Origin of the sequence: Cognatishimia sp. SS12, assembly GCF_028369055.1 — a bacterium.
Classification (GTDB): Bacteria; Pseudomonadota; Alphaproteobacteria; order Rhodobacterales; family Rhodobacteraceae; genus Cognatishimia.
Window position 1 is genome coordinate 1 of sequence record NZ_JAQNCZ010000008.1, and the last position, 18,366, is coordinate 18,366.

Genomic DNA, 18,366 nt, shown 5'->3' on the forward strand with positions numbered 1-18,366 from the left:
GTATCCTTCAAACGACCCCCAGAGCACCGCTCCGTTTCCCGTCTGACCCGCCGTTGTGCGCCTCAGCGCCGCCGGTGAAGGGGGTTCTAAGGTTTCCCCGCAAAACCCGCAAGCGCTTTTTCACAGAAAATCCAACTTTTTTAACAAAAGAATAAATAATCAATAAATTCAATTGGTTAATCAGGAAATTACGTCGCAGAAATTCGCCGCCGCCGCTAGCGCCTGGCCTGCGGTGCGCCAAATCCGGACTGCTCCACAGGGTTATCCACAAGAGCCCCCCGCCCAGCACGGAGACTCGGCGGTCTGGCACCGCATAAAGCAGGTGACTCGCCGGAAAATCCCGCGCCCACTCTCTGGCACGAGTCGCAAATTCCAGGCACCAGGCCGAAAAATCCGCCTTTGCGCCGCCCGTTTCAGGGAATCATCACCGCAGCACGCTCATAGCGGACGCTGTCAGTGCTGAGATCGTCATACAGCAGCTCAATGGTGACGGCCTCAATCGCATTCAGCGGAAAGCTGGCATATATGTCGGCATCCTCCGGGATGCTGGCGGGCGTGTAGCTGGCCGCGTCGCAGTCCGGCACCGGCCAGCTCTGCATCTCACCCGCATTGATCTGATAGCGGATTTCATAAAGTCCGCAGCGCCATGAGAGCAGCTGGGTGAAATAAAGCAGATCCTGACCTTCCCATGCGCGCACCGCAATCCAATTGCCTTTGGTGGCGGTCAGGATCGGTTTGACCTCACTCGCGGTGAGAAACTTTCCGGTCGGTGTCTGATCTTCGGCCTGGCGCGCGCCCTCTTCGGCACCGGTCTGCCCAGCCATTCCGAAGGCGCAAGCCATCACCGCCGCCTGCAACGACATATTCCGCCCTGCCCTGGCATTCTGCTTTCTCATGTCCTCTTCTCCCTTTCCCCTTGGCCCGGCGGCGGTCTTCTCAGTATGGTGGCAAAAACAAAATTCGAGCCCGCCCTTTTATGACCTTCACCGCAAAGCCGCAAAAATTCAACATTCTGCTGATTGCCCAAGCGGGGCGGCTGACGTTTGAGGCGGTGCTGCTGCTGGCCTCCCTGCGCAGGATGAGCCCAGGATTTGACGGGACCGTTTTTATCGCCGAGCCGCAGCCGGGCCCCATGTGGCAGAAAGACCCCAGCATTAGAAATGATGCCGCACGGGCGCTCTTGCAGGAGCTTGGGGCCAAAATCATCCCACTGCGCAACGAGGTCTTTGGCCAAAGCTACCCCCATGGCAACAAGATCGAGGCCCTGTTGGCCCTGCCAGAAGCGGAGCCGTTTCTGTTTTTAGACACCGACACGCTTTTTACCGGCGATCTTGCCCGCGTGCCATTTGATTTTGATGTGCCCAGCGCGTCGCAGAAAGTCACCGGCACCTGGCCAAAGCCGGAACTCTACGGTCCGGGCTATACGGGCATCTGGCAATCGCTCTATGACAAATTTGACCTGCCATTTGAAATCTCGCTGGATCTGAGCCAGCCCGACGAATACTGGCGGCGCTATCTCTATTTCAATGCGGGGTTCTTTTACTATCGCTGCCCGCACGTCTTTGGGCGGCTGTTTCTCGACTATGCGCGCAGCATCCGGGATGATCCACCAAGGACCCTTGCGTGCCAATCGCTGGACCCCTGGCTGGATCAGGTGGCCCTGCCGCTGGTGATCCATGCGCTGGGGGGCGGACGGGATAAACTGCCCGCCGGGCTGATGGACGGCGAAATCACCTGCCACTACCGGCTGCTGCCCCTGCTTTACGCGCGCGAAGCGGATCATGTGGTCGACGTGCTGGAAACGGTCGCGGCAGAGCAATCGATCAAGAGGGTGCTCAAGCAATATGACCCCTTCAAATTCATGATCTACCATGGGCGCGGTCAGAAAGTGCGCGCCTTGTTTGATCGGGCCAACCTACCCCGCAAGGAACAGGCGATCCGCAACAAGATCCGCCGTGAAGGGTATTGGATGCGTTGAAAGGCAACTGCGCGTTTTCATTGCAGTGCCGCCTGTCGCCGCCTACACCTAGGGGCGAACGAATTCTTGGAGGACAGAATGACCGACGCAAAACCCCTGGGCTTTGATACACTGCAAATTCATGCGGGTGCCCACCCTGACCCGGCCACCGGCGCGCGGCAGACCCCGATTTATCAGACCACCGCCTATGCGTTCCGCGATGCCGATCATGCGGCGGCGCTGTTCAACCTGGCCGAAGTGGGCTTTATCTACTCGCGGCTCACCAACCCAACGGTTGCGGTGCTGCAAGAACGTATCGCCACCCTCGAAGGCGGCGCGGGTGCCGTGTGCTGTTCTTCGGGCCATGCGGCGCAAATCATGGCGCTCTTTCCGTTGATGCAACCGGGCTGCAACGTCGTGGCTTCCACCCGGCTTTATGGCGGTACTGTCACCCAGTTCAGCCAGACGATCAAACGCTTTGGCTGGTCCGCGAAATTTGTGGATTTTGACGATGAAGACGCGGTGAAGGCGGCGATTGATGACGACACCCGCGCGGTCTTCTGTGAATCCATCGCCAACCCCGGGGGCTATATCACCGACCTCGCCGCCATCGCTGCCATCTCCGATGCGGCCGGCATTCCGCTGATCGTCGACAATACATCCGCGACGCCCTACCTCTGCAACCCGATCCAGCATGGCGCAACGCTGGTTGTGCATTCGACCACCAAATACCTCACTGGCAATGGCACCGTCACCGGCGGCTGCGTTGTGGACAGCGGTAAGTTTGACTGGATGCAGAACGACAAGTTCCCATCGCTCAGCCAGCCTGAACCGGCGTATCATGGGCTGGTCTTTGGCGAAGCGCTGGGGCCGATGGCCTTCACCTTCCATAGCATTGCGGTTGGGCTGCGTGATCTGGGTATGACAATGAACCCGCAGGGCGCGCATTACACCTTGATGGGGATCGAAACCCTGTCCCTGCGGATGCAGAAACATGTGGAGAATGCCCGCAAAATCGCCGATTGGCTCGAAAACGACGACCGGGTGGATTACGTGACCTATGCCGGGCTGCCGTCGTCCCCCTATTATGAGCGTATCGAGAAAGTCTGCCCCAAGGGGGCGGGCGCGCTCTTCACCTTTGCGGTCAAGGGCGGCTATGACGCCTGCGTGAAACTGGTCGATAGTCTGGAGCTGTTCAGCCATGTGGCCAATCTGGGGGACACGCGCTCTCTGATCATCCACTCCGCATCCACCACCCACCGGCAACTGTCCCCCGAGCAGCAAGAGGCCGCCGGGGCCAGCCCCAATGTGGTGCGCGTATCGATCGGGATCGAGGATGCCGATGATCTGATCGCAGATCTTGATCAGGCCCTGAGCAAAGCCACTGCCTGATCGAACCCCCTGCAATTCACCAGAAGGCCGCTCAACGGGCGGCCTTCTTTTTTGCGCCTAGTCCTGTGCACCGGCAGGGTCTTTGATGTCATAAACCAGCGTCACGTTGGCCATGGTGGTCAATTCGCCCGGGGCGACCGGGACGCTTTCGCTCATGGCCATATCGGCCGCAGCGCGGAACATCGGCTGTGGCCGCACCGAGCCGTTTTCACTGATCGACAACAGAGCGCCAAGTTCCACGCCCGCCGCATCAGCATAAAGCTCTGCCTTGGCGCGTGCGTTTTCAACCGCGCGGCGGCGAGCTTCGGCCTCGGCCTGGCTGGGGTCCTGCAGCGCAAAACTCAGCCCGTTGAACACATTTGCCCCGTCGCTCACCATTTCATCGAGTGCCCGCCCCAGAACCGACAGATCGCGAATGCGGATTGTCACCTGATTGCCCGCCTCATAGCCGGTGATCCGCGCCACTTCATTATGGTTGGCACCGCGACTCCAGAGTGGATTGAGATAGAGGTTGCCGGTCTGCATATCGCGCGGCTCAACGCCAAATTCAGCGGCGACATCAAATGCCGCTTGCGTGCGGTTGTTCACCTCATTCAGCGCCTCTCTCGCCGTATGGGCCTGAAACCGCGCCCCGACGGAAATCACGGCCATATCTGGGGCTTGATCGACGGTGCCGCGCCCCTGAACCACAATTTCACCGGCTGAGGCCATCATCGGTGCGGCCAGCGCGCAGGCCGCCAAAAAAGTGCCGAATTTCCGCATAGTTGCTCCTCACTCTTCTACGCATACCTTTATAGCTAGGGCAGAAACCCGCGGATTGCGCGGGGATGTTTTGCTTTTTCTTCCCCTCGGCAGATTCCTGCTATAAAAATGGCCCGCAACCTGATGGGCTTTTTGCCATCCACACCGAATGTTAGAGCCAGCTTATGAAACCTGATTTTGCGCTGTCCCTGTCGCTTGACGGCATTCGCCTGCTGTGTCGCGTCCCTGACGGTTGGCACCTGCTTGGGGATGTGCCGCTGGATCACGCGGATCTGGACGCCGCGCTGAAGGATCTGCGGCAGCGCGGCGAAACACAGGCCGGTGGTCCGGCGCTCTGCAAATTGATCCTACCGGGGGATCAGATCAAATATCTGTCCATCACCACGGGCACCGATGACCTGGAAGCGGCTGTGCGTCGGGCGCTTGTGGGCGCGACCCCCTATGACCTCGACGACTTGGCCTATGATTTTGTCGAAACCAACGACAGCGTGCAAATTGCTGCGGTGGCCCGTGATACATTGGGGGAAGCCGAAGAATTTGCCGCGCGGCACGGGTTTGATGCGGTCAGCTTTGTGGCCGCCCCCGAGGCGGCGGAGTTTCAGGCAGAGCCGTTTTTCGGCCCGACCAAAGCCGCCCCGGCGCTGATCGGGGACACTGCGGAAATTGAACCAGACGACCTGCCGGTCATACAAACCTCCGAAGGCGCGTTGCCTGAACCCGAAATGGAGGCTGAGGTTGAGGCTCAGGCTGAGGCGGAAATAGACACCCCCGCAGACCCTATTCAGCCCGCCTTGCCGCTTGATGCACCCGATCTGCCTGTGGCGGAAAATCAGCCGGACACGCCGGACACCCCCAACACCCAAGGCGATGACAGTGCGGCAGCACCAGCCTTTGCAACCTCGCGCAGCTTGGTCGCCGAGCGCACCGCCGGCGCGTCAAACGCCAAATTGCCCGGTGTCGATCGCGGGATCAAAGACGCGGCTGCCGCAGCGCCCCAAAAGCCGACCGAGGACGCAAGCGCGCTGGCGCAACAGGATACAAGATTTGATCCGGCCTCGTTGCTGGCGAGCCTCAAACCTGCCCCGGTTGTCGCCCCGGCAGAACAGCCGGCCCCGCCGCCCCGCCCGGTTGCAAAACCTGCGGTCGCCAACAAGCCCGCAGGCACCGCCCCGGCGCGTGCCGCCCCGGAAAAGCCAAGCCCCCTTGCGGCAGAGCCAACGCAGCGCGGCAGGCCGCGGTATCTCGGGGCCATACTTGTCGCGATCCTGATCGTGTTTTTGGCCGGTGTCGCCGTCTGGGCGTCCATTTTTACCGAGGACGGACTGGCAGGCTGGTTTTCATCCGGTGAGGATGTTGAGCAGATCGCCTTTTTGCCCGATCCCGACGCCGACCTAGGCCTGACGGTGCTGGAGCCGACGGCACCGGACACCATAACAGACAGCGCGGAAGTCGAGGCGCTGGATGGCAACGAAGGGGTCATCGAAGCGCCTGCCGCCAATGACACCGCATTTGTCGCGTTGGACCCGGTGATTGACGCCGCCTTGCCCATCGTCAGCGGTGATACGTTTTACGCCGCCACCGGCATCTGGGCCATCGCCCCGGAACAACCTTTGTCGCCCGCGGAAGAAATATCAGAAAGCATCTACCTGGCCTCTTTTGAACCCTGGCAAATCACCCATGATGCCGTGGCCCTGCCAACAGCGGCCAGTTTTGGTGAAGATGCAAGCCTGGGCGCGCAAAGCAACCCTGTCCCGCATGGAATTGAGATTGAGCTGGACGCCCGCGGTCTGGTGGTGGCGACCCCTGAGGGGGCGCTCTCGCCCGAAGGGATTTTGGTGTTCGCAGGCCGTCCGGCCGCCTTGCCCGAGAAATGGCCCGACCGCAGCCTGGAAGTGACGCAACTGGAAAGCGACGCAGCCGAAGTGGGCCGCGCGGCCATCGCCAATTTGCGCCCTACCCTGCGCCCCGAGGGTCTGGTCGAAGGCAATGAACGCGCGACATTGGGCGGCAGCACCCGTTCGGAACTGGCGCAGTTTCGCCCGCGTGCCCGGCCTGAACAGGCGGTGGAAATCGCCTCGGTCAATACAGGTGCGATCAACGACGCCCTTGAGAACGCAATTGACTCCGCCTCCGATCTTGCGATTTCGGCCAGTCTGAAACCGCGTGCCCGGCCCCAAAATTTTGCCAGCAAAGTGACGGCTGCGCGCCAGCAACTCGCCTCGGTTGCAGTCCCGCAAACAGAGGTGCTGGCCCCAACGCTCCCAACCACCGCCTCAGTGGCGCGCAGTGCGACGGAAAAGAACGTGCTTAACCTTAGAAAAATCAATCTCATCGGCGTCTATGGCTCTGCCGCAGATCGCCGCGCTCTCGTGCGCCTGTCCAGCGGACGCTATAAGAAAGTCAAAGTGGGGGATCGCATCGACGGCGGCCGCGTCTCGGCCATCAGCAGCAGCGAGCTGCGCTATGTCAAAGGCAGCCGCGATATTGTCCTGAAGATGCCAAAGGGCTGACGGCCCCCAGAATGATCACGAAGTAAGATCAAAAAAAGGGCCGGGGTTTTCCCGGCCCTGTGTCGTTTCATCGCTGCACTACCTTATTCGGCGGCGTTGAGTTCGCCTTTGTCGATCTGCTCTTGCTCGATGCTTTCAAACAGCGCTTTGAAGTTGCCTTCGCCAAAGCCGTCATCGCCCTTGCGCTGGATAAATTCAAAGAAGATCGGTCCAATCACGGTCTTTGAGAAGATTTGCAGCAGGATCTTGGTTTCGCCGCCATCAATCACGCCTTCGCCGTCAATCAGAATGCCGTGCTTCATCAGGCGATCCAGAGGTTCTTCATGGCCGACCACCCGATCTTTGGACAGGGCATAATAGGTCTCTGGCGGGCCAGGCATGAATTTGACGCCTTTGTCGGCGATCGCATCAACCGAGGCATAGATATCATCCGTGCCAACGGCGATGTGCTGGATCCCCTCACCGTTATACTTTTTCAGATAATTCACAATCTGCCCGGTCTCGCCGCGATCTTCGTTGATCGGAATACGGATTTTGCCACAGGGGCTGGTCAGCGCACGCGAAAAGAGGCCCGTGAATTTGCCTTCAATGTCAAAAAAGCGGATTTCGCGGAAGTTGAACAGATCGCCGTAAAACTTGAACCACTTGTCCATGTTGCCCTTAAAGACGTTATGGGTCAGGTGATCGAGGTAGAAGAACCCTTCGCCCTCTGGCTTGGATTGGGTCAGCCAGTCGAATTCTTCGTTAAACGGCGAGGTGTCATAATACTGATCGGTGAAATAGATCAGCGAACCGCCGATCCCTTTGATCGCAGGCCACGCCAAGGTTTTGTCCGCGTCATCATAGGGCTCTGCGCCTTTTGAAATCGCGTGTTCATACGCTTTCTGCGCGTCAACCACACGCCAGCCCATCGAGGGGGCGCAGGGGCCATGCTCTTCGACAAAGCGCAGGGCAAAGCTGCCCGGCTCGTTGTTCAGGATATAGGTGATATCGCCCTGCTGCCACAGCTCAATCGCCTTGGATTTGTGGTTGGCGACATGTGCATAGCCCATGCGCGTGAACAGCGCCCGCAGCTCTTCCGGCTCTGGGTGGGCGAATTCTACGAATTCAAACCCATCGGTTCCCGCTGGATTATACTCTGAAATTTCTGCGCGTGGCGCATCGTGTGGAAACGGACCCATTGCCCCCTCCTTTAAGTGTTCTAAATCCCATTCAGAATAGCGCATTATCCGTGCGGAAACTCCGCGAAGTTTCGTGCGTTTTTCGAAATTTGCGCGTATGATTGTCGCAATACTCCAATATGGCGCGGAAATGACGCATGAAACTGGATGAAACTGACAAAAAGCTGCTCAGCGCACTGCAAAATAACGCCCATCTCACAGCACAGGAACTGGGCGAGATGCTCAACCTGTCGCCCAGTCAGGCGGGCCGCCGCCGGCAGCGGTTGGAAGCAGACGGCTTTATTCAATCCTACGCCGCAAAGCTTGACCCGATGCGTTTGGGTCTGACGGTGCAAGGCTTTGTGCAGGTCCAATTGGGCACCCATGGACCGGACCAAGCCAAAAGCTTTGCCCGGCTGGTCGCCGCACGTCCCGAAATCATCAGCGCCTGGACGCTGACGGGCGACGCGGATTACATGCTGCGGGTCTATTGTGCCGATCTTGGCGCGCTCAACACCTTGATCCACGAGATCCTTTTGCCGCATGCTGCTGTCAGCAGGATACAAAGCCAGATCGTGATGGACCAATTCAAACGCGACGCCCCCCTGCCCACTTAAGGACCAAGAATGGACAGTTTCCTTTTCCAAGCCTCGATTTTCCTGCTGGCCGCCGTGCTTGCCGTGCCGATTGCCGCGCGCCTTGGGCTCGGCTCGGTGCTGGGCTACCTTATGGCGGGGATCATTATTGGCCCCATTCTGGGTCTGATCGCCCATTCTGAAACCGCCGATCTGCAGCATTTTGCCGAATTTGGCGTTGTGATGATGTTGTTTCTCATCGGGCTAGAGATGGACCCCCGCGCGCTTTGGGCGATGCGACATCGATTGATCGGCCTTGGGGGATTGCAGATCAGCCTGACGCTTTTGACGATCATGCTTCTGATGATGCAATTCGGCTATGCTTGGAACATTGCGCTGGCGGTGGGCATGATCTTTGCGCTGTCCTCGACGGCGATTGTGCTGCAGACGCTCTCAGAGAAAGGGCTGATGCGCACGGCAGGTGGGCGATCGACCTTTGCGGTGCTGCTGACACAAGACATTGCCGTCATTCCGATGCTGGCGCTATTGCCGCTTCTGGCGCTTGGCGGCACGGCCAGTTTTCGCGAGGACGGATCTATCGCGGTGGGCGAAGAGGCGGCCCATGGCGCGGGCCATGGCAGTATGTCGCTCGTCGAAGGGTTGCCCGGCTGGGGCGTGACGCTGGTCACAATCGGCGCGGTGGTGGCGGTCATTCTCGCCGGAATTTACCTGATCCGCCCACTCTTTCGCTTTATTCATCACGCGAACCTGCGCGAGATGTATACAGCTGCAGCGCTGCTGATCGTCATCGGAATCGGCTTCCTGATGAGCCTTGTGGGCCTGTCCCCAGCGCTGGGGACCTTTCTGGCAGGCGTCGTGCTGGCCAACTCGGAATTTCGGCACGAGCTTGAAAGCGATATCCAACCCTTCAAAGGCCTGCTGCTTGGTCTTTTCTTTATCACCGTTGGGGCGCAGATCGATTTCGGCACGCTTTTCAACGATCCTTTGAACGTGCTTGCACTGACGCTGGCGGTCATTGGCATCAAAGGCGTCATCCTTTTTGGTCTCGGCCGGGTGTTTGGCCTGCGGGGCCGCAACCTCTGGCTCTTTTCGCTTGGGCTGGCGCAGGCGGGTGAATTCGGATTTGTGCTGATTTCCTTTGCCACCCAGCAGAATGTCCTGCCCGGCGATTTTGGCGAAGCGCTGCTGCTTGTGGTCGCCCTGTCGATGTTGATCACGCCGCTTTTGTTCATCCTCTATGAGGTGCTGGCGCGGCGCAGCAAAGATAGCGAAAACAAACAAGACGCGGATGAGATTGACGAAACCGGTCCGATTATCATTGCGGGCATTGGCCGATTTGGGCAGATCGTCAACCGACTGGTGCGGGCGCACGGATTCAAAACCGTGGTGCTGGACCATGACCTGAAAGCAATTGAGCTGATGCGCCAATTTGGCATTAAGGGCTTTTTCGGCGACCCAACGCGCCCTGACCTGCTGCATGCGGCCGGGCTGATGGAAGCCAAAATTCTCGTTGTGGCGCTGGACGATCCGAATTCGACCATCAAGCTGATCAAACATGCACGCCGCGAGCGGCCCGATCTGCATATCATCGCGCGGGCGCGTGACCGGGTGCATGTCTTTCAGCTCTACAAAGCCGGGGCAAATGACATTGTCCGCGAGATGTTTGACAGCTCTCTACGCGCGGGGCGATATGTGCTCGAAAACATGGGGCTGAGTGAATATGAGGCCGCGATCAGCGAGCAGACTTTCTTTCAGCACGACCGGCAAGCGGTGCGGGAACTGGCGGAACTTTGGGATCCTGACATCCCATCCGCGCAAAACAAAGCCTATATCGACCGCGCCAAGGAACTTGAGCAGGACCTTGAGACATCCCTGATGGCAGCGCTTGAAAAGAAAACCGCCGCAGAATAGCGGCGGCTAGGGCACCGCGGTTAGCCGTCCGCTACGCCTGCTTCGGCAAATGTGGCCATGCCCGAATGGCAGGCCACTGCGCTTTTCAGGATATTGATGGCCAACGCGCCGCCCGAGGCTTCGCCAAGGCGCATGTTCATCGCAAGCAGTGGTTCCTTGCCCAGTTTTTTCAGCACATTCACATGTGCCGCTTCGGCAGAAACATGGCCCGCCACAACATGATCAAGCGCGCCGGTCTCTTCAGCGGCCAGCGTCGCGGCAGCGGCGGTGGCGATGAAGCCATCCAGAATGACCGGAATACGCAGCTGCCGGGCGCGCGCAATTGCCCCGGCCATCGCCGCCAATTCACGCCCACCCAAACACCGCAGCACCTCGAGCCCTTCGCGTGCCGTATTGGCCGCTAGCCCCTCGCGCACAACGCGCGCCTTATTGGCAAGTCCGGCATCATCCACGCCAGTGCCGCGCCCGACCCAATCTTCGGCCGCGCCGTCAAAAAGCGCATTCAGAATGGCTGCGCCCGCCGTGGTATTGCCGATGCCCATTTCGCCGACCACCAGCAGGTCGCTGGACGCATCCACCGCGTCCCAGCCTGCCTTAAGCGCAGCGATCACATCGGCCTCGTCCATCGCCGGGCCTTCGGTGAAATCGGCCGTCGGTCTATCAAGATCAAGCGCATGCACGGCCAGCTTGGCCCCGGCCGCCTTGCACAGCTGGTTGATGGCTGCGCCGCCGTGCTCAAAATTCAGCACCATTTGCGCGGTCACTTCCGCAGGAAAGGCCGAGACCCCCTGCGCCGTCACCCCGTGGTTTCCGGCAAAGACGATGACCTGCGGTGCGGTAATTTGGGGGCGCGCGGTCCCGCGCCAGCCCGCATACCAGATGGCCAGATCCTCAAGCCGCCCCAGCGCGCCCGGGGGTTTGGTCAGCTGGCCATTGCGCTCTTCGGCAGCGCTGATTGCCGCCGCATCCGGTGTAGGAGCCGCCGCCAGACACGCCCGAAACTCTGCGAGGTTGGAAAACTCTTGGCTCATGGCGGGCTCCTGTTGTTTCTTGACGTCGCAGCGTGTTTACCTGATGCAACTTTGGGAACAAGTCTGGAAACCGTTCTATGGCCGAAAAGGACGAAACGTCGCTTGTGCAGTTCGCTGATGTGGCAACCGCATTGGCGCTATTGACGCGGCTGCCCCTCAAAGCAAAGTTTCACCGCAGCGCATGCGCGAGCTGGGCTTATCCCTGTGCGGGGCTTGCAGTTGCGGCGCTCGCCGGTCTCGCCGCCTGCGTCGCCCTTTGGCTGGGGCTTGCGCCCGCGATGGCTGCCGCCGCCTATATCGGTGCTGGGCTGCTTGTGACGGGCGCGCTGCACGAAGATGGGCTCGCAGATTGCGCCGATGGGTTTTGGGGCGGCTGGGACCGCGATCGGCGGCTTGAGATCATGAAAGACAGCCAGATCGGCAGCTACGGCGTTTTGGCCTTGATCCTCGGCGTCGGCCTGCGCTGGCTTGCGGTGACGGAACTTGTGCAAAGTGGCGGCTGGATCTGGACGCTACTTGCGATCGAAGCGCTGTCCCGCGCGGTCCTGCCCGCGTTAATGCACGCGCTTCCCCATGCGCGAAACAGCGGCCTCAGCCATGCGCAAGGTCGCCCGCCCCTCAGCAGCGCGGCGCTGGCGGTTGTCTGGCCATCGCTCTTGGCGTTTTTGCTCTGCGGCTGGGGCGGCTTGGGCTGGGCTTTGCTAGCTATTTTGGCAGCCAGCGCAGTGGGTTTCCTGGCGCAACGCAAGATCGACGGGCAGACCGGCGATGTGCTTGGGGCGGCGCAACAGGTCGCGCTGATCCTCATGCTGATTGCCGCCACATAGAGACCCGGCTATCCCAAGAGCTGCCGCATGAATGCGACGGCAATTGTGCCAAGAATGACACTGGGCAAAAGCGGCAAGCGCAGGCTGAGCAGGCACACCAAGGCAATTACCACAGCGTCAACCACCGACCCGGAGACCATCCAGGGCGACACAAGCGCGGACAAAACGGCAATCGGCACCACATCCAGCGCCGCTTGGACGCGGTGATGTACGGTGCCAAACATCGCCATGATGAGATATCCGCCCGAGCGGGTCAGATAGGTGACACCGCCGCAGAGCAGGATCAGGACATAAACGTTATCCATGCTGGGCCCCCTGTCCGGTGCCAGGGGCGCGGCTGGTCATCGCTGCAACCAACATGCCCGCGCCGCCGCCCAGCAAAATATGCCACGGGGTCCCGACGGTCAGATATGCCAGCAGGGCGCAGCTGACACTTGTCGCCAGCACCAATGCAAACCGCGACTTGCCGCGAAAGCCGAAAACCAGACTGGCAAAGAACATCGGCAAGATCATATCCAGACCAAAGCGCGCCTGATCCTCGATCAAATTGCCAAAGAGTCCGCCCAGAAAATTGGCCAGCATCCAGCTGGAATAGACCAGCACCGCATAAGAGAAATAATATGCGGGCCGGATCTGCCTCTGGGCCGCGCGTTTGGCGCAACTGGCGTATTGCGGATCAATCAAAAAGAAAAACGCGAGCGCGCGCTGGGTGCGGGAAAACCCGGCAAGCCAGGCGCTGCTGCTGGCGGAATAGAGCACGTGACGAAAATTCACCGCAAAGACAGCCAAAAGAATGGCCCAAACCGGCACGTCCTTGCCCCATAGGTCCAGCATCACATATTGGCTGGCCACCGCATAGATGCTGGCGGATGTCACCAGCAGCTCTGCCAGGCTCAGCCCACGCTCAATCGCTACGGCACCAAACACGGCGGAATAGGGGAAGATCGCCACAACAATCGGCACTGCATCTCGCACCCCATCTCTGGCCTGCCTGCGCCACTCCAAGTCCTCGCTCACACCGGTACCCTCATTCATAATGAACACTGTTCGTCAAAATGAACGACGTTGCGCCGACTGTCAATTCGAACTACGTTCGACAAAACGAACAAAAGGCCGACCATGACCCCTTCCGAACTGATCGCCCGCGCCATTCAACGCGAACGCCAGCGGGCCGACATCAGCCTCACGGCACTGGCGCAGCAGGCCGGGCTGGCCAAATCCACGCTATCGCAGCTGGAGGCGGGCAAAGGTAATCCGAGTGTGGAAACGCTGTGGTCGATTGCCGCTGCGCTTGGCGTGCCTTTCAGCCATCTGTTTGAAATGCCGGAGCCCGAGGTCAAATTGATCCGCGCCACCGAAGGCGTCGGCGTTTCATCAGACCATGCCGATTTTTCAACAACGCTGCTGGACAAATGCCCCGCCGCGCGGCGACGCGATATTTATCGCGCCAAGGTGCTGCGTGGCGAAGACCGCCGCGCCAACCCACATCCGGCGGGCACCGTGGAACATGTGATCGTGATATCCGGCACGGTGACGGTTGGGCCAGTTGATAAACCCGCCACTTTGAACACCGGCGATTATTACCGCTACCCGGCTGATGTCGCGCACCAATATGTGGCGGAATGCGCGGAGGCGCAGATTGTCTGCATCATGGAAAGCTTGGAATAGGGATCAGAAAGCCACAAAAAAGGCCGCGCCCGTCGCCAGGTGCGGCCCCTATTAATCTGCTTTGCGACCTTATGCGGCGCGCGCGGTCAGCACCTCATCCACCTGTTTGGCAGCAAGGATTTCATCCCCGCCCGCCACGGCGGCCACTTCGCGAGTCAGACGCTCAAGCGCTGCTTCATAGAGCTGACGCTCAGAATAGCTTTGCTCGCGCTGATCATCGGTGCGGTGCAAATCGCGCACCACTTCGGCGATGGCGATCAGGTCGCCAGAATTGATCTTTTGTTCGTATTCCTGCGCGCGGCGGGACCACATGGCACGTTTGACCTTGGCCTTGCCTTTCAGGGTTTTCATCGCCTGATTGATCACATCAGGAGAACTGAGGCTGCGCATGCCAATTTCTGTGGCTTTATGCGTCGGCACCCGCAGGGTCATTTTGTCTTTCTCAAAAGAGATCACGAAAAGTTCCAGCTCAATCCCTGCGATTTCTTGCTGTTCGATATTCACGATCTGGCCCACACCATGAGCCGGGTAAACAACATATTCGTTCGGACGGAATTCGTTCTTCTTAGATTTGCTCATGCAGTCCTTCCTAACAGAGCGCAACCAAACACAGGCGGGTGATCCGGTGATCAAAGCACAAACCGTTTGGCGCAAAAAACCATCCTTCGGATCGGGCATCAGCCGTCAGCATCGGGATGGCACATGTGGTCATATTCTATTGTCATGTAACTATAGCATAAAAACGCCCCATATAGAAGCGCACCGGAGGCATTTCAGTGAAAAGCCCCGGAATATCAGAGAGTTATGCTATTTCTGCGCTGCAACATGACCGTCGGGCGCAAACGAATCGCCGAATCAGCCGCCTTCGCCGGGCGCTTCGGAGAAATACTTCTCAAGCTTGCCCTCTTCGCCATCGCGCTTTTCGGCTTCCGGCATCGGATCTTTCTTTGAGATGATGACCGGCCAAATCTCAGCGTATTTGCGATTGAATTCAACCCATTGCTCCATATCCGGCTCGGTATCCGGGCGGATGGCATCTGCCGGGCATTCCGGTTCGCAAACACCACAGTCGATGCATTCGTCCGGGTGGATCACCAGCGTGTTCTCCCCCTCATAGAAACAATCTACGGGGCATACTTCGACACAGTCGGTGTATTTGCAGGCAATGCAGTTGTCAGTGACGACATAGGTCATGGGACGTCTCGATCTACAGAATTGTTGAGGGTCTAGCTAAAGCGTTGCGCGCTAATCTTCAAGCGGGCTGTTTTTCATAAGGTCGAGATTGCGGCGATCTTTCTTGCTGGGGCGCCCTTTTCCTTCAAAGCGCGGGGCACGCGGAACGTTTTCGCGCACTTCGGTCATATCAAAGTACATTTGTTGCGCTTCCGGGGCCGGGCCACGGCGCGTGCCAAGCATTTCGATGCGCACAACCCGGATTTGCTTGGCCTGTGGGAAGGTCAGCACATCACCTGGACTTATCGAAAAGCTGGATTTGGCAATCTTTTGGCCGTTCACGCGCACATGGCCACCACTCACAACCTTAGCCGCAAGGCTGCGGGTTTTGAAAAAGCGCGCATACCAAAGCCATTTGTCGATGCGCAATTTGCTGGTGCTATCAGTCATCGCTGCAATCATATTAGCGGGAAAAGACAAAGGGCGTGCAGCTTATGACGCACGCCCTTTCGATTTCTTCAGACCGGAACCGCGCTGCGATTACTTGGTTTTCAGACCCATGAGCGCTGCGGCAAATGGGTTGTCCGGATCAATCGCCTTTTCCTTCTTCGGCGGCCGGGCAGAGAACTTTTTCGCGCCGTCCTGACGCGGCTTGCCCTTGCCTTTGGCCCCAGGTTTGCCGCGTGGTTTGCCACCCGGCTTGCCCTGACCCGGTGCGCCATCGCGGCGGCCACCTTGCGGGGCGCGGCGATTGTTCTGGCGATTGGCGCGGCCACCCCATGTGAAGGTATAGAAAACTTCCACTTCCGGCGCGGTCTCATCTGCTTCTGGCGCGGTCTCATCTGCGGCGCTCTCTGCAGCCTCTGCTGGCGCAGCGGCCTCAGGCTCTGTCGCGCCAGTGTCAGTTGCGGCAGCTTCAGTGTCGGCTGGTGCCGCCTCGCTGTCATCCGTTGACGCCTCAGAAGCGCTTGCGGCCGCGTCTGCGGTTTCCGCTGGGGCCACTTTGACCTTTTCGCGCTCGCCCTTCTCGGCTTTGTAGCCAAGGCCCTGCATCAGGTCCGCGAATTGCTCCAGCGTCATCCCGGTGATCGACAGCATGTCTGGGTTGGCCTCAAAGCCGCCGCGGCTATCTTCAGTGCGCAGCATGTCCGCGAGACGTTCCAGCATGTCGATGCGAATGGCGCGTTCACCGGCGGCGCGGTAGCCCGCCATCGCATAATACCCCGGGGCTTTTTCGACAGCAGGCACTGTGACCAGACCGGCAGGCGGTGCCTCGGGAAAGACGTCCAGTTTATTGTACAGCGCCCAAAGCACCAGACGCAGGCGCGTCGGCGCAGGCTTCAGCAGGAGCGGCATGAAAATGGTAAACTGACCAAAGCGGATGCCATGTTTGCGCAGCGCACCACGGGCGTCCTGATCAAGGTCTTTTACCTCGGCGGCGACATCACCGCGCGGAATCACGCCCAGCGCCTCAACCATGCGGAAGGCAAAGCCACGCGCAAGCCCTGTCAGTTCTTCGTCACGCGACAGGTTCAGCAGCGGTTCAAACAGCGCGGCAATCTTGCGGTCGATGAAATGCTGCAAGCGGCGCTCTACTTTTTGCGCCACTTCCGGGCCAGCTTCGTCATCGACAAAAACGCTGACTGTAGGCTTAAACGGATCTGCGCCGGCCACCAATTTGCCAACCGCATGTTCGCCCCACATCAGGCCGCCCTGTTCGGTAAAATCAATTTCGGTATCGGGTGCGTTATAGAACCGGTCCGCACGCAGATGAAATTGCGGTGCCAGCGCGGCAAGGCTTGCCTGACGCAGCGTCTTCGCCTCAGCGCCATCAGCGCTTTTGTCGGCTTGAAAACGGAACCCATCCAAACGACCAACGAATTCACCTTCGATGGTCACTTCACCCTTATCATTCACTTCGGCCAAAAGGGCCTCCTTCTGTTTGAGCCGCCGCAACAATACACTGGTACGGCGATCCACAAATTTTTCTGTCAATTTCGCATGAAGCGCGTCTGACAGGCGATCTTCTACAGCGCGAGTCTCCTCGCGCCAATGGTTTTCCTCGTCAATCCAACCATTTCGCTGCGCCACATAGGTCCAGGTACGGATATATGACAGTCTTTTTGACAGGGTATCAATGTTTCCGTCGCTGCGGTCGATTCGCTTGACCTGCCGCGCGAACCAGTCATTGGGCACCCGGCCCCGTTCATGTAGGTGGTTGAAAATGCCTTCCAGCAGGCTGGTATGTTCACTGTGGCTGATGCCGCGAAAGTCCGGAATGCGGCAGACATCCCACAAAAGACGCACGGATTTCGGGTCACTGGCGCGGGCCATGATCTCGGCATCGCGGGACAGGGATTTCAGCGCCAACAGGTCATCGGCCTCTCGCGCCTTGAGCAACCGTTCATCTTGTGGCGGCTCTTCCAGCGTGTGAATCAGCGCGGCAACAGAGCCAAAGCTAAGATTGGGATTGCGCCAGTTGATCTTTTTCAGCGGCGCAAAGCGGTGGTCCATGATCGCTTCGGCGACATCTTCGTCAAGCGGGCGGGCTTCCCCGGTGACACCAAAGGTGCCATGGCTCATCCCGCGCCCGGCGCGCCCCGCAATCTGCGCCAGTTCATTGGGCATCAAATCGCGCATGCGGCGGCCGTCAAATTTGCTGGTGCTGGCAAAGGCGACGTGGTCAATATCAAGATTCAGCCCCATACCAATGGCATCAGTCGCCACCAGAAAGTCAACATCACCGTTCTGATAAAGATCAACCTGCGCGTTGCGGGTGCGCGGGCTGAGCGCCCCCATCACCACAGCCGCCCCGCCCTTTTGGCGGCGCAGCAGTTCGGCGATGGCATAAACATTGTCCACCGAAAAGCCGACGATGGCAGACCGGGGCTGCATCCGGCTGATTTTGCGACTGCCCGAATAGCTGAGCGTCGACATCCGCTCGCGCCGTTCAAACTGCACCCCGGGCACCAGGGCAGCAATGGTGCCGCGCATGGTATCGGCCCCCATGAACATGGTTTCATGCAGGCCCCGCGCGCGCAGCAAACGGTCGGTAAAGACATGGCCGCGCTCAGGGTCGGCGCAAAGCTGGATTTCATCCACCGCCAGAAAATCGCAGCCCATGCCCTCTGGCATGGCTTCGACGGTGCATACCCAATATTGGGCGCGCGGCGGGACAATCCGTTCTTCGCCCGTGACGAGCGCCACCACAGATGGGCCGCGCGCAGCCACGATCTTGTCATAGACCTCGCGCGCCAAAAGTCGCAGCGGCAGGCCAATCACCCCTGTGCGATGGCCCAGCATCCGCTCGATCGCGAGATGGGTTTTGCCGGTATTGGTCGGCCCCAAAATCGCTGTGATCCGGCCCAGATGAGACATA

Annotated in this window: 17 protein-coding genes; 7 read left to right on the plus strand and 10 right to left on the minus strand. The window is 59.3% G+C overall.

Annotated elements, in window-relative coordinates:
- Positions 1-413 precede the first annotated feature (413 nt).
- A complete protein-coding gene (locus N6L24_RS15165; RefSeq protein WP_271845554.1) occupies positions 414-896 on the minus strand; it encodes a hypothetical protein in 483 nt (160 codons plus the stop codon).
- An 80-nt stretch (positions 897-976) separates the two neighbouring features.
- Between N6L24_RS15165 and N6L24_RS15170 the strand changes: the two genes are divergently transcribed.
- Positions 977-1,978 (plus strand): hypothetical protein, encoded by a 1,002-nt coding sequence (locus tag N6L24_RS15170; protein ID WP_271845555.1) that lies wholly within the window; start codon positions 977-979, stop codon positions 1,976-1,978.
- A gap of 78 nt (positions 1,979-2,056) precedes the next feature.
- The gene (locus N6L24_RS15175) at positions 2,057-3,349 is read left to right on the plus strand and encodes an O-acetylhomoserine aminocarboxypropyltransferase/cysteine synthase family protein (RefSeq protein WP_271845556.1); all 1,293 of its coding nucleotides are present in this window, start codon (positions 2,057-2,059) and stop codon (positions 3,347-3,349) included.
- A gap of 57 nt (positions 3,350-3,406) precedes the next feature.
- Here the strand turns inward: N6L24_RS15175 and N6L24_RS15180 are convergent, their stop codons facing one another.
- Complete coding sequence (locus N6L24_RS15180; RefSeq protein ID WP_271845557.1) at positions 3,407-4,111, minus strand: SIMPL domain-containing protein; 705 nt, start codon at positions 4,109-4,111, stop codon at positions 3,407-3,409.
- A gap of 164 nt (positions 4,112-4,275) precedes the next feature.
- Here N6L24_RS15180 and N6L24_RS15185 point away from each other — a divergent pair, with 164 nt between their 5' ends.
- Complete coding sequence (locus N6L24_RS15185) at positions 4,276-6,621, plus strand: hypothetical protein (protein ID WP_271845558.1); 2,346 nt, start codon at positions 4,276-4,278, stop codon at positions 6,619-6,621.
- An 83-nt stretch (positions 6,622-6,704) separates the two neighbouring features.
- Here the strand turns inward: N6L24_RS15185 and hppD are convergent, their stop codons facing one another.
- On the minus strand, positions 6,705-7,802 hold the full coding sequence (hppD, locus tag N6L24_RS15190) for a 4-hydroxyphenylpyruvate dioxygenase (protein WP_271845559.1): 1,098 nt from the start codon (positions 7,800-7,802) through the stop codon (positions 6,705-6,707).
- Positions 7,803-7,939: 137 nt separating this feature from the next.
- On the opposite strand from hppD, the gene N6L24_RS15195 reads away from it, so the two are divergent.
- On the plus strand, positions 7,940-8,398 hold the full coding sequence (locus tag N6L24_RS15195; protein WP_271845560.1) for an Lrp/AsnC family transcriptional regulator: 459 nt from the start codon (positions 7,940-7,942) through the stop codon (positions 8,396-8,398).
- A gap of 9 nt (positions 8,399-8,407) precedes the next feature.
- Positions 8,408-10,288 carry a monovalent cation:proton antiporter-2 (CPA2) family protein gene (locus tag N6L24_RS15200; RefSeq protein ID WP_271845561.1) on the plus strand — a complete coding sequence of 627 codons (1,881 nt, stop codon included), beginning with the start codon at positions 8,408-8,410 and terminating at the stop codon, positions 10,286-10,288.
- 20 nt (positions 10,289-10,308) lie between these two features.
- Here the strand turns inward: N6L24_RS15200 and cobT are convergent, their stop codons facing one another.
- Positions 10,309-11,319, minus strand: coding sequence for a nicotinate-nucleotide--dimethylbenzimidazole phosphoribosyltransferase (gene cobT / locus N6L24_RS15205; RefSeq protein WP_271845562.1), 1,011 nt, complete (start codon positions 11,317-11,319; stop codon positions 10,309-10,311).
- 77 nt (positions 11,320-11,396) lie between these two features.
- Between cobT and N6L24_RS15210 the strand changes: the two genes are divergently transcribed.
- Complete coding sequence (locus N6L24_RS15210) at positions 11,397-12,146, plus strand: adenosylcobinamide-GDP ribazoletransferase (RefSeq protein WP_271845563.1); 750 nt, start codon at positions 11,397-11,399, stop codon at positions 12,144-12,146.
- An 8-nt stretch (positions 12,147-12,154) separates the two neighbouring features.
- Here the strand turns inward: N6L24_RS15210 and N6L24_RS15215 are convergent, their stop codons facing one another.
- Positions 12,155-12,451: an AzlD family protein gene (locus N6L24_RS15215; RefSeq protein ID WP_271845564.1), complete on the minus strand. Its 297-nt coding sequence runs from the start codon at positions 12,449-12,451 to the stop codon at positions 12,155-12,157.
- A complete protein-coding gene (locus N6L24_RS15220; protein WP_271845565.1) occupies positions 12,444-13,163 on the minus strand; it encodes an AzlC family ABC transporter permease in 720 nt (239 codons plus the stop codon). The genes N6L24_RS15215 and N6L24_RS15220 overlap by 8 nt, the downstream gene beginning before the upstream one ends.
- A gap of 102 nt (positions 13,164-13,265) precedes the next feature.
- Here N6L24_RS15220 and N6L24_RS15225 point away from each other — a divergent pair, with 102 nt between their 5' ends.
- Positions 13,266-13,814 carry a helix-turn-helix domain-containing protein gene (locus N6L24_RS15225; RefSeq protein WP_271845566.1) on the plus strand — a complete coding sequence of 183 codons (549 nt, stop codon included), beginning with the start codon at positions 13,266-13,268 and terminating at the stop codon, positions 13,812-13,814.
- A gap of 69 nt (positions 13,815-13,883) precedes the next feature.
- On the opposite strand, the gene N6L24_RS15230 is transcribed toward N6L24_RS15225, so the two are convergent.
- From N6L24_RS15230 to N6L24_RS15245, 4 genes are all read right to left on the minus strand, one after another.
- Positions 13,884-14,393 carry a CarD family transcriptional regulator gene (locus N6L24_RS15230; RefSeq protein ID WP_271845567.1) on the minus strand — a complete coding sequence of 170 codons (510 nt, stop codon included), beginning with the start codon at positions 14,391-14,393 and terminating at the stop codon, positions 13,884-13,886.
- A 276-nt stretch (positions 14,394-14,669) separates the two neighbouring features.
- Positions 14,670-15,008 carry a ferredoxin FdxA gene (gene fdxA, locus N6L24_RS15235; protein ID WP_271845568.1) on the minus strand — a complete coding sequence of 113 codons (339 nt, stop codon included), beginning with the start codon at positions 15,006-15,008 and terminating at the stop codon, positions 14,670-14,672.
- A gap of 51 nt (positions 15,009-15,059) precedes the next feature.
- Entirely contained in the window at positions 15,060-15,437 is a 378-nt protein-coding gene (locus N6L24_RS15240) for an RNA-binding S4 domain-containing protein (RefSeq protein WP_271845569.1), read from the minus strand.
- A 90-nt stretch (positions 15,438-15,527) separates the two neighbouring features.
- Positions 15,528-18,365: a helicase-related protein gene (locus N6L24_RS15245; protein ID WP_271845570.1), complete on the minus strand. Its 2,838-nt coding sequence runs from the start codon at positions 18,363-18,365 to the stop codon at positions 15,528-15,530.
- Position 18,366 lies beyond the last annotated feature (1 nt).

Coding starts and splice junctions, on each gene's coding strand:
- N6L24_RS15165 (WP_271845554.1), bottom strand. CDS start 896: ATGAGAAAGCAGAATGCCAGGGCAGGGCGGAATATGTCGTTGCAGGCG.
- N6L24_RS15170 (WP_271845555.1), top strand. CDS start 977: ATGACCTTCACCGCAAAGCCGCAAAAATTCAACATTCTGCTGATTGCC.
- N6L24_RS15175 (WP_271845556.1), top strand. CDS start 2,057: ATGACCGACGCAAAACCCCTGGGCTTTGATACACTGCAAATTCATGCG.
- N6L24_RS15180 (WP_271845557.1), bottom strand. CDS start 4,111: ATGCGGAAATTCGGCACTTTTTTGGCGGCCTGCGCGCTGGCCGCACCG.
- N6L24_RS15185 (WP_271845558.1), top strand. CDS start 4,276: ATGAAACCTGATTTTGCGCTGTCCCTGTCGCTTGACGGCATTCGCCTG.
- hppD (WP_271845559.1), bottom strand. CDS start 7,802: ATGGGTCCGTTTCCACACGATGCGCCACGCGCAGAAATTTCAGAGTAT.
- N6L24_RS15195 (WP_271845560.1), top strand. CDS start 7,940: ATGAAACTGGATGAAACTGACAAAAAGCTGCTCAGCGCACTGCAAAAT.
- N6L24_RS15200 (WP_271845561.1), top strand. CDS start 8,408: ATGGACAGTTTCCTTTTCCAAGCCTCGATTTTCCTGCTGGCCGCCGTG.
- cobT (WP_271845562.1), bottom strand. CDS start 11,319: ATGAGCCAAGAGTTTTCCAACCTCGCAGAGTTTCGGGCGTGTCTGGCG.
- N6L24_RS15210 (WP_271845563.1), top strand. CDS start 11,397: ATGGCCGAAAAGGACGAAACGTCGCTTGTGCAGTTCGCTGATGTGGCA.
- N6L24_RS15215 (WP_271845564.1), bottom strand. CDS start 12,451: ATGGATAACGTTTATGTCCTGATCCTGCTCTGCGGCGGTGTCACCTAT.
- N6L24_RS15225 (WP_271845566.1), top strand. CDS start 13,266: ATGACCCCTTCCGAACTGATCGCCCGCGCCATTCAACGCGAACGCCAG.
- N6L24_RS15230 (WP_271845567.1), bottom strand. CDS start 14,393: ATGAGCAAATCTAAGAAGAACGAATTCCGTCCGAACGAATATGTTGTT.
- fdxA (WP_271845568.1), bottom strand. CDS start 15,008: ATGACCTATGTCGTCACTGACAACTGCATTGCCTGCAAATACACCGAC.
- N6L24_RS15240 (WP_271845569.1), bottom strand. CDS start 15,437: ATGACTGATAGCACCAGCAAATTGCGCATCGACAAATGGCTTTGGTAT.
- N6L24_RS15245 (WP_271845570.1), bottom strand. CDS start 18,365: ATGTCTCATCTGGGCCGGATCACAGCGATTTTGGGGCCGACCAATACC.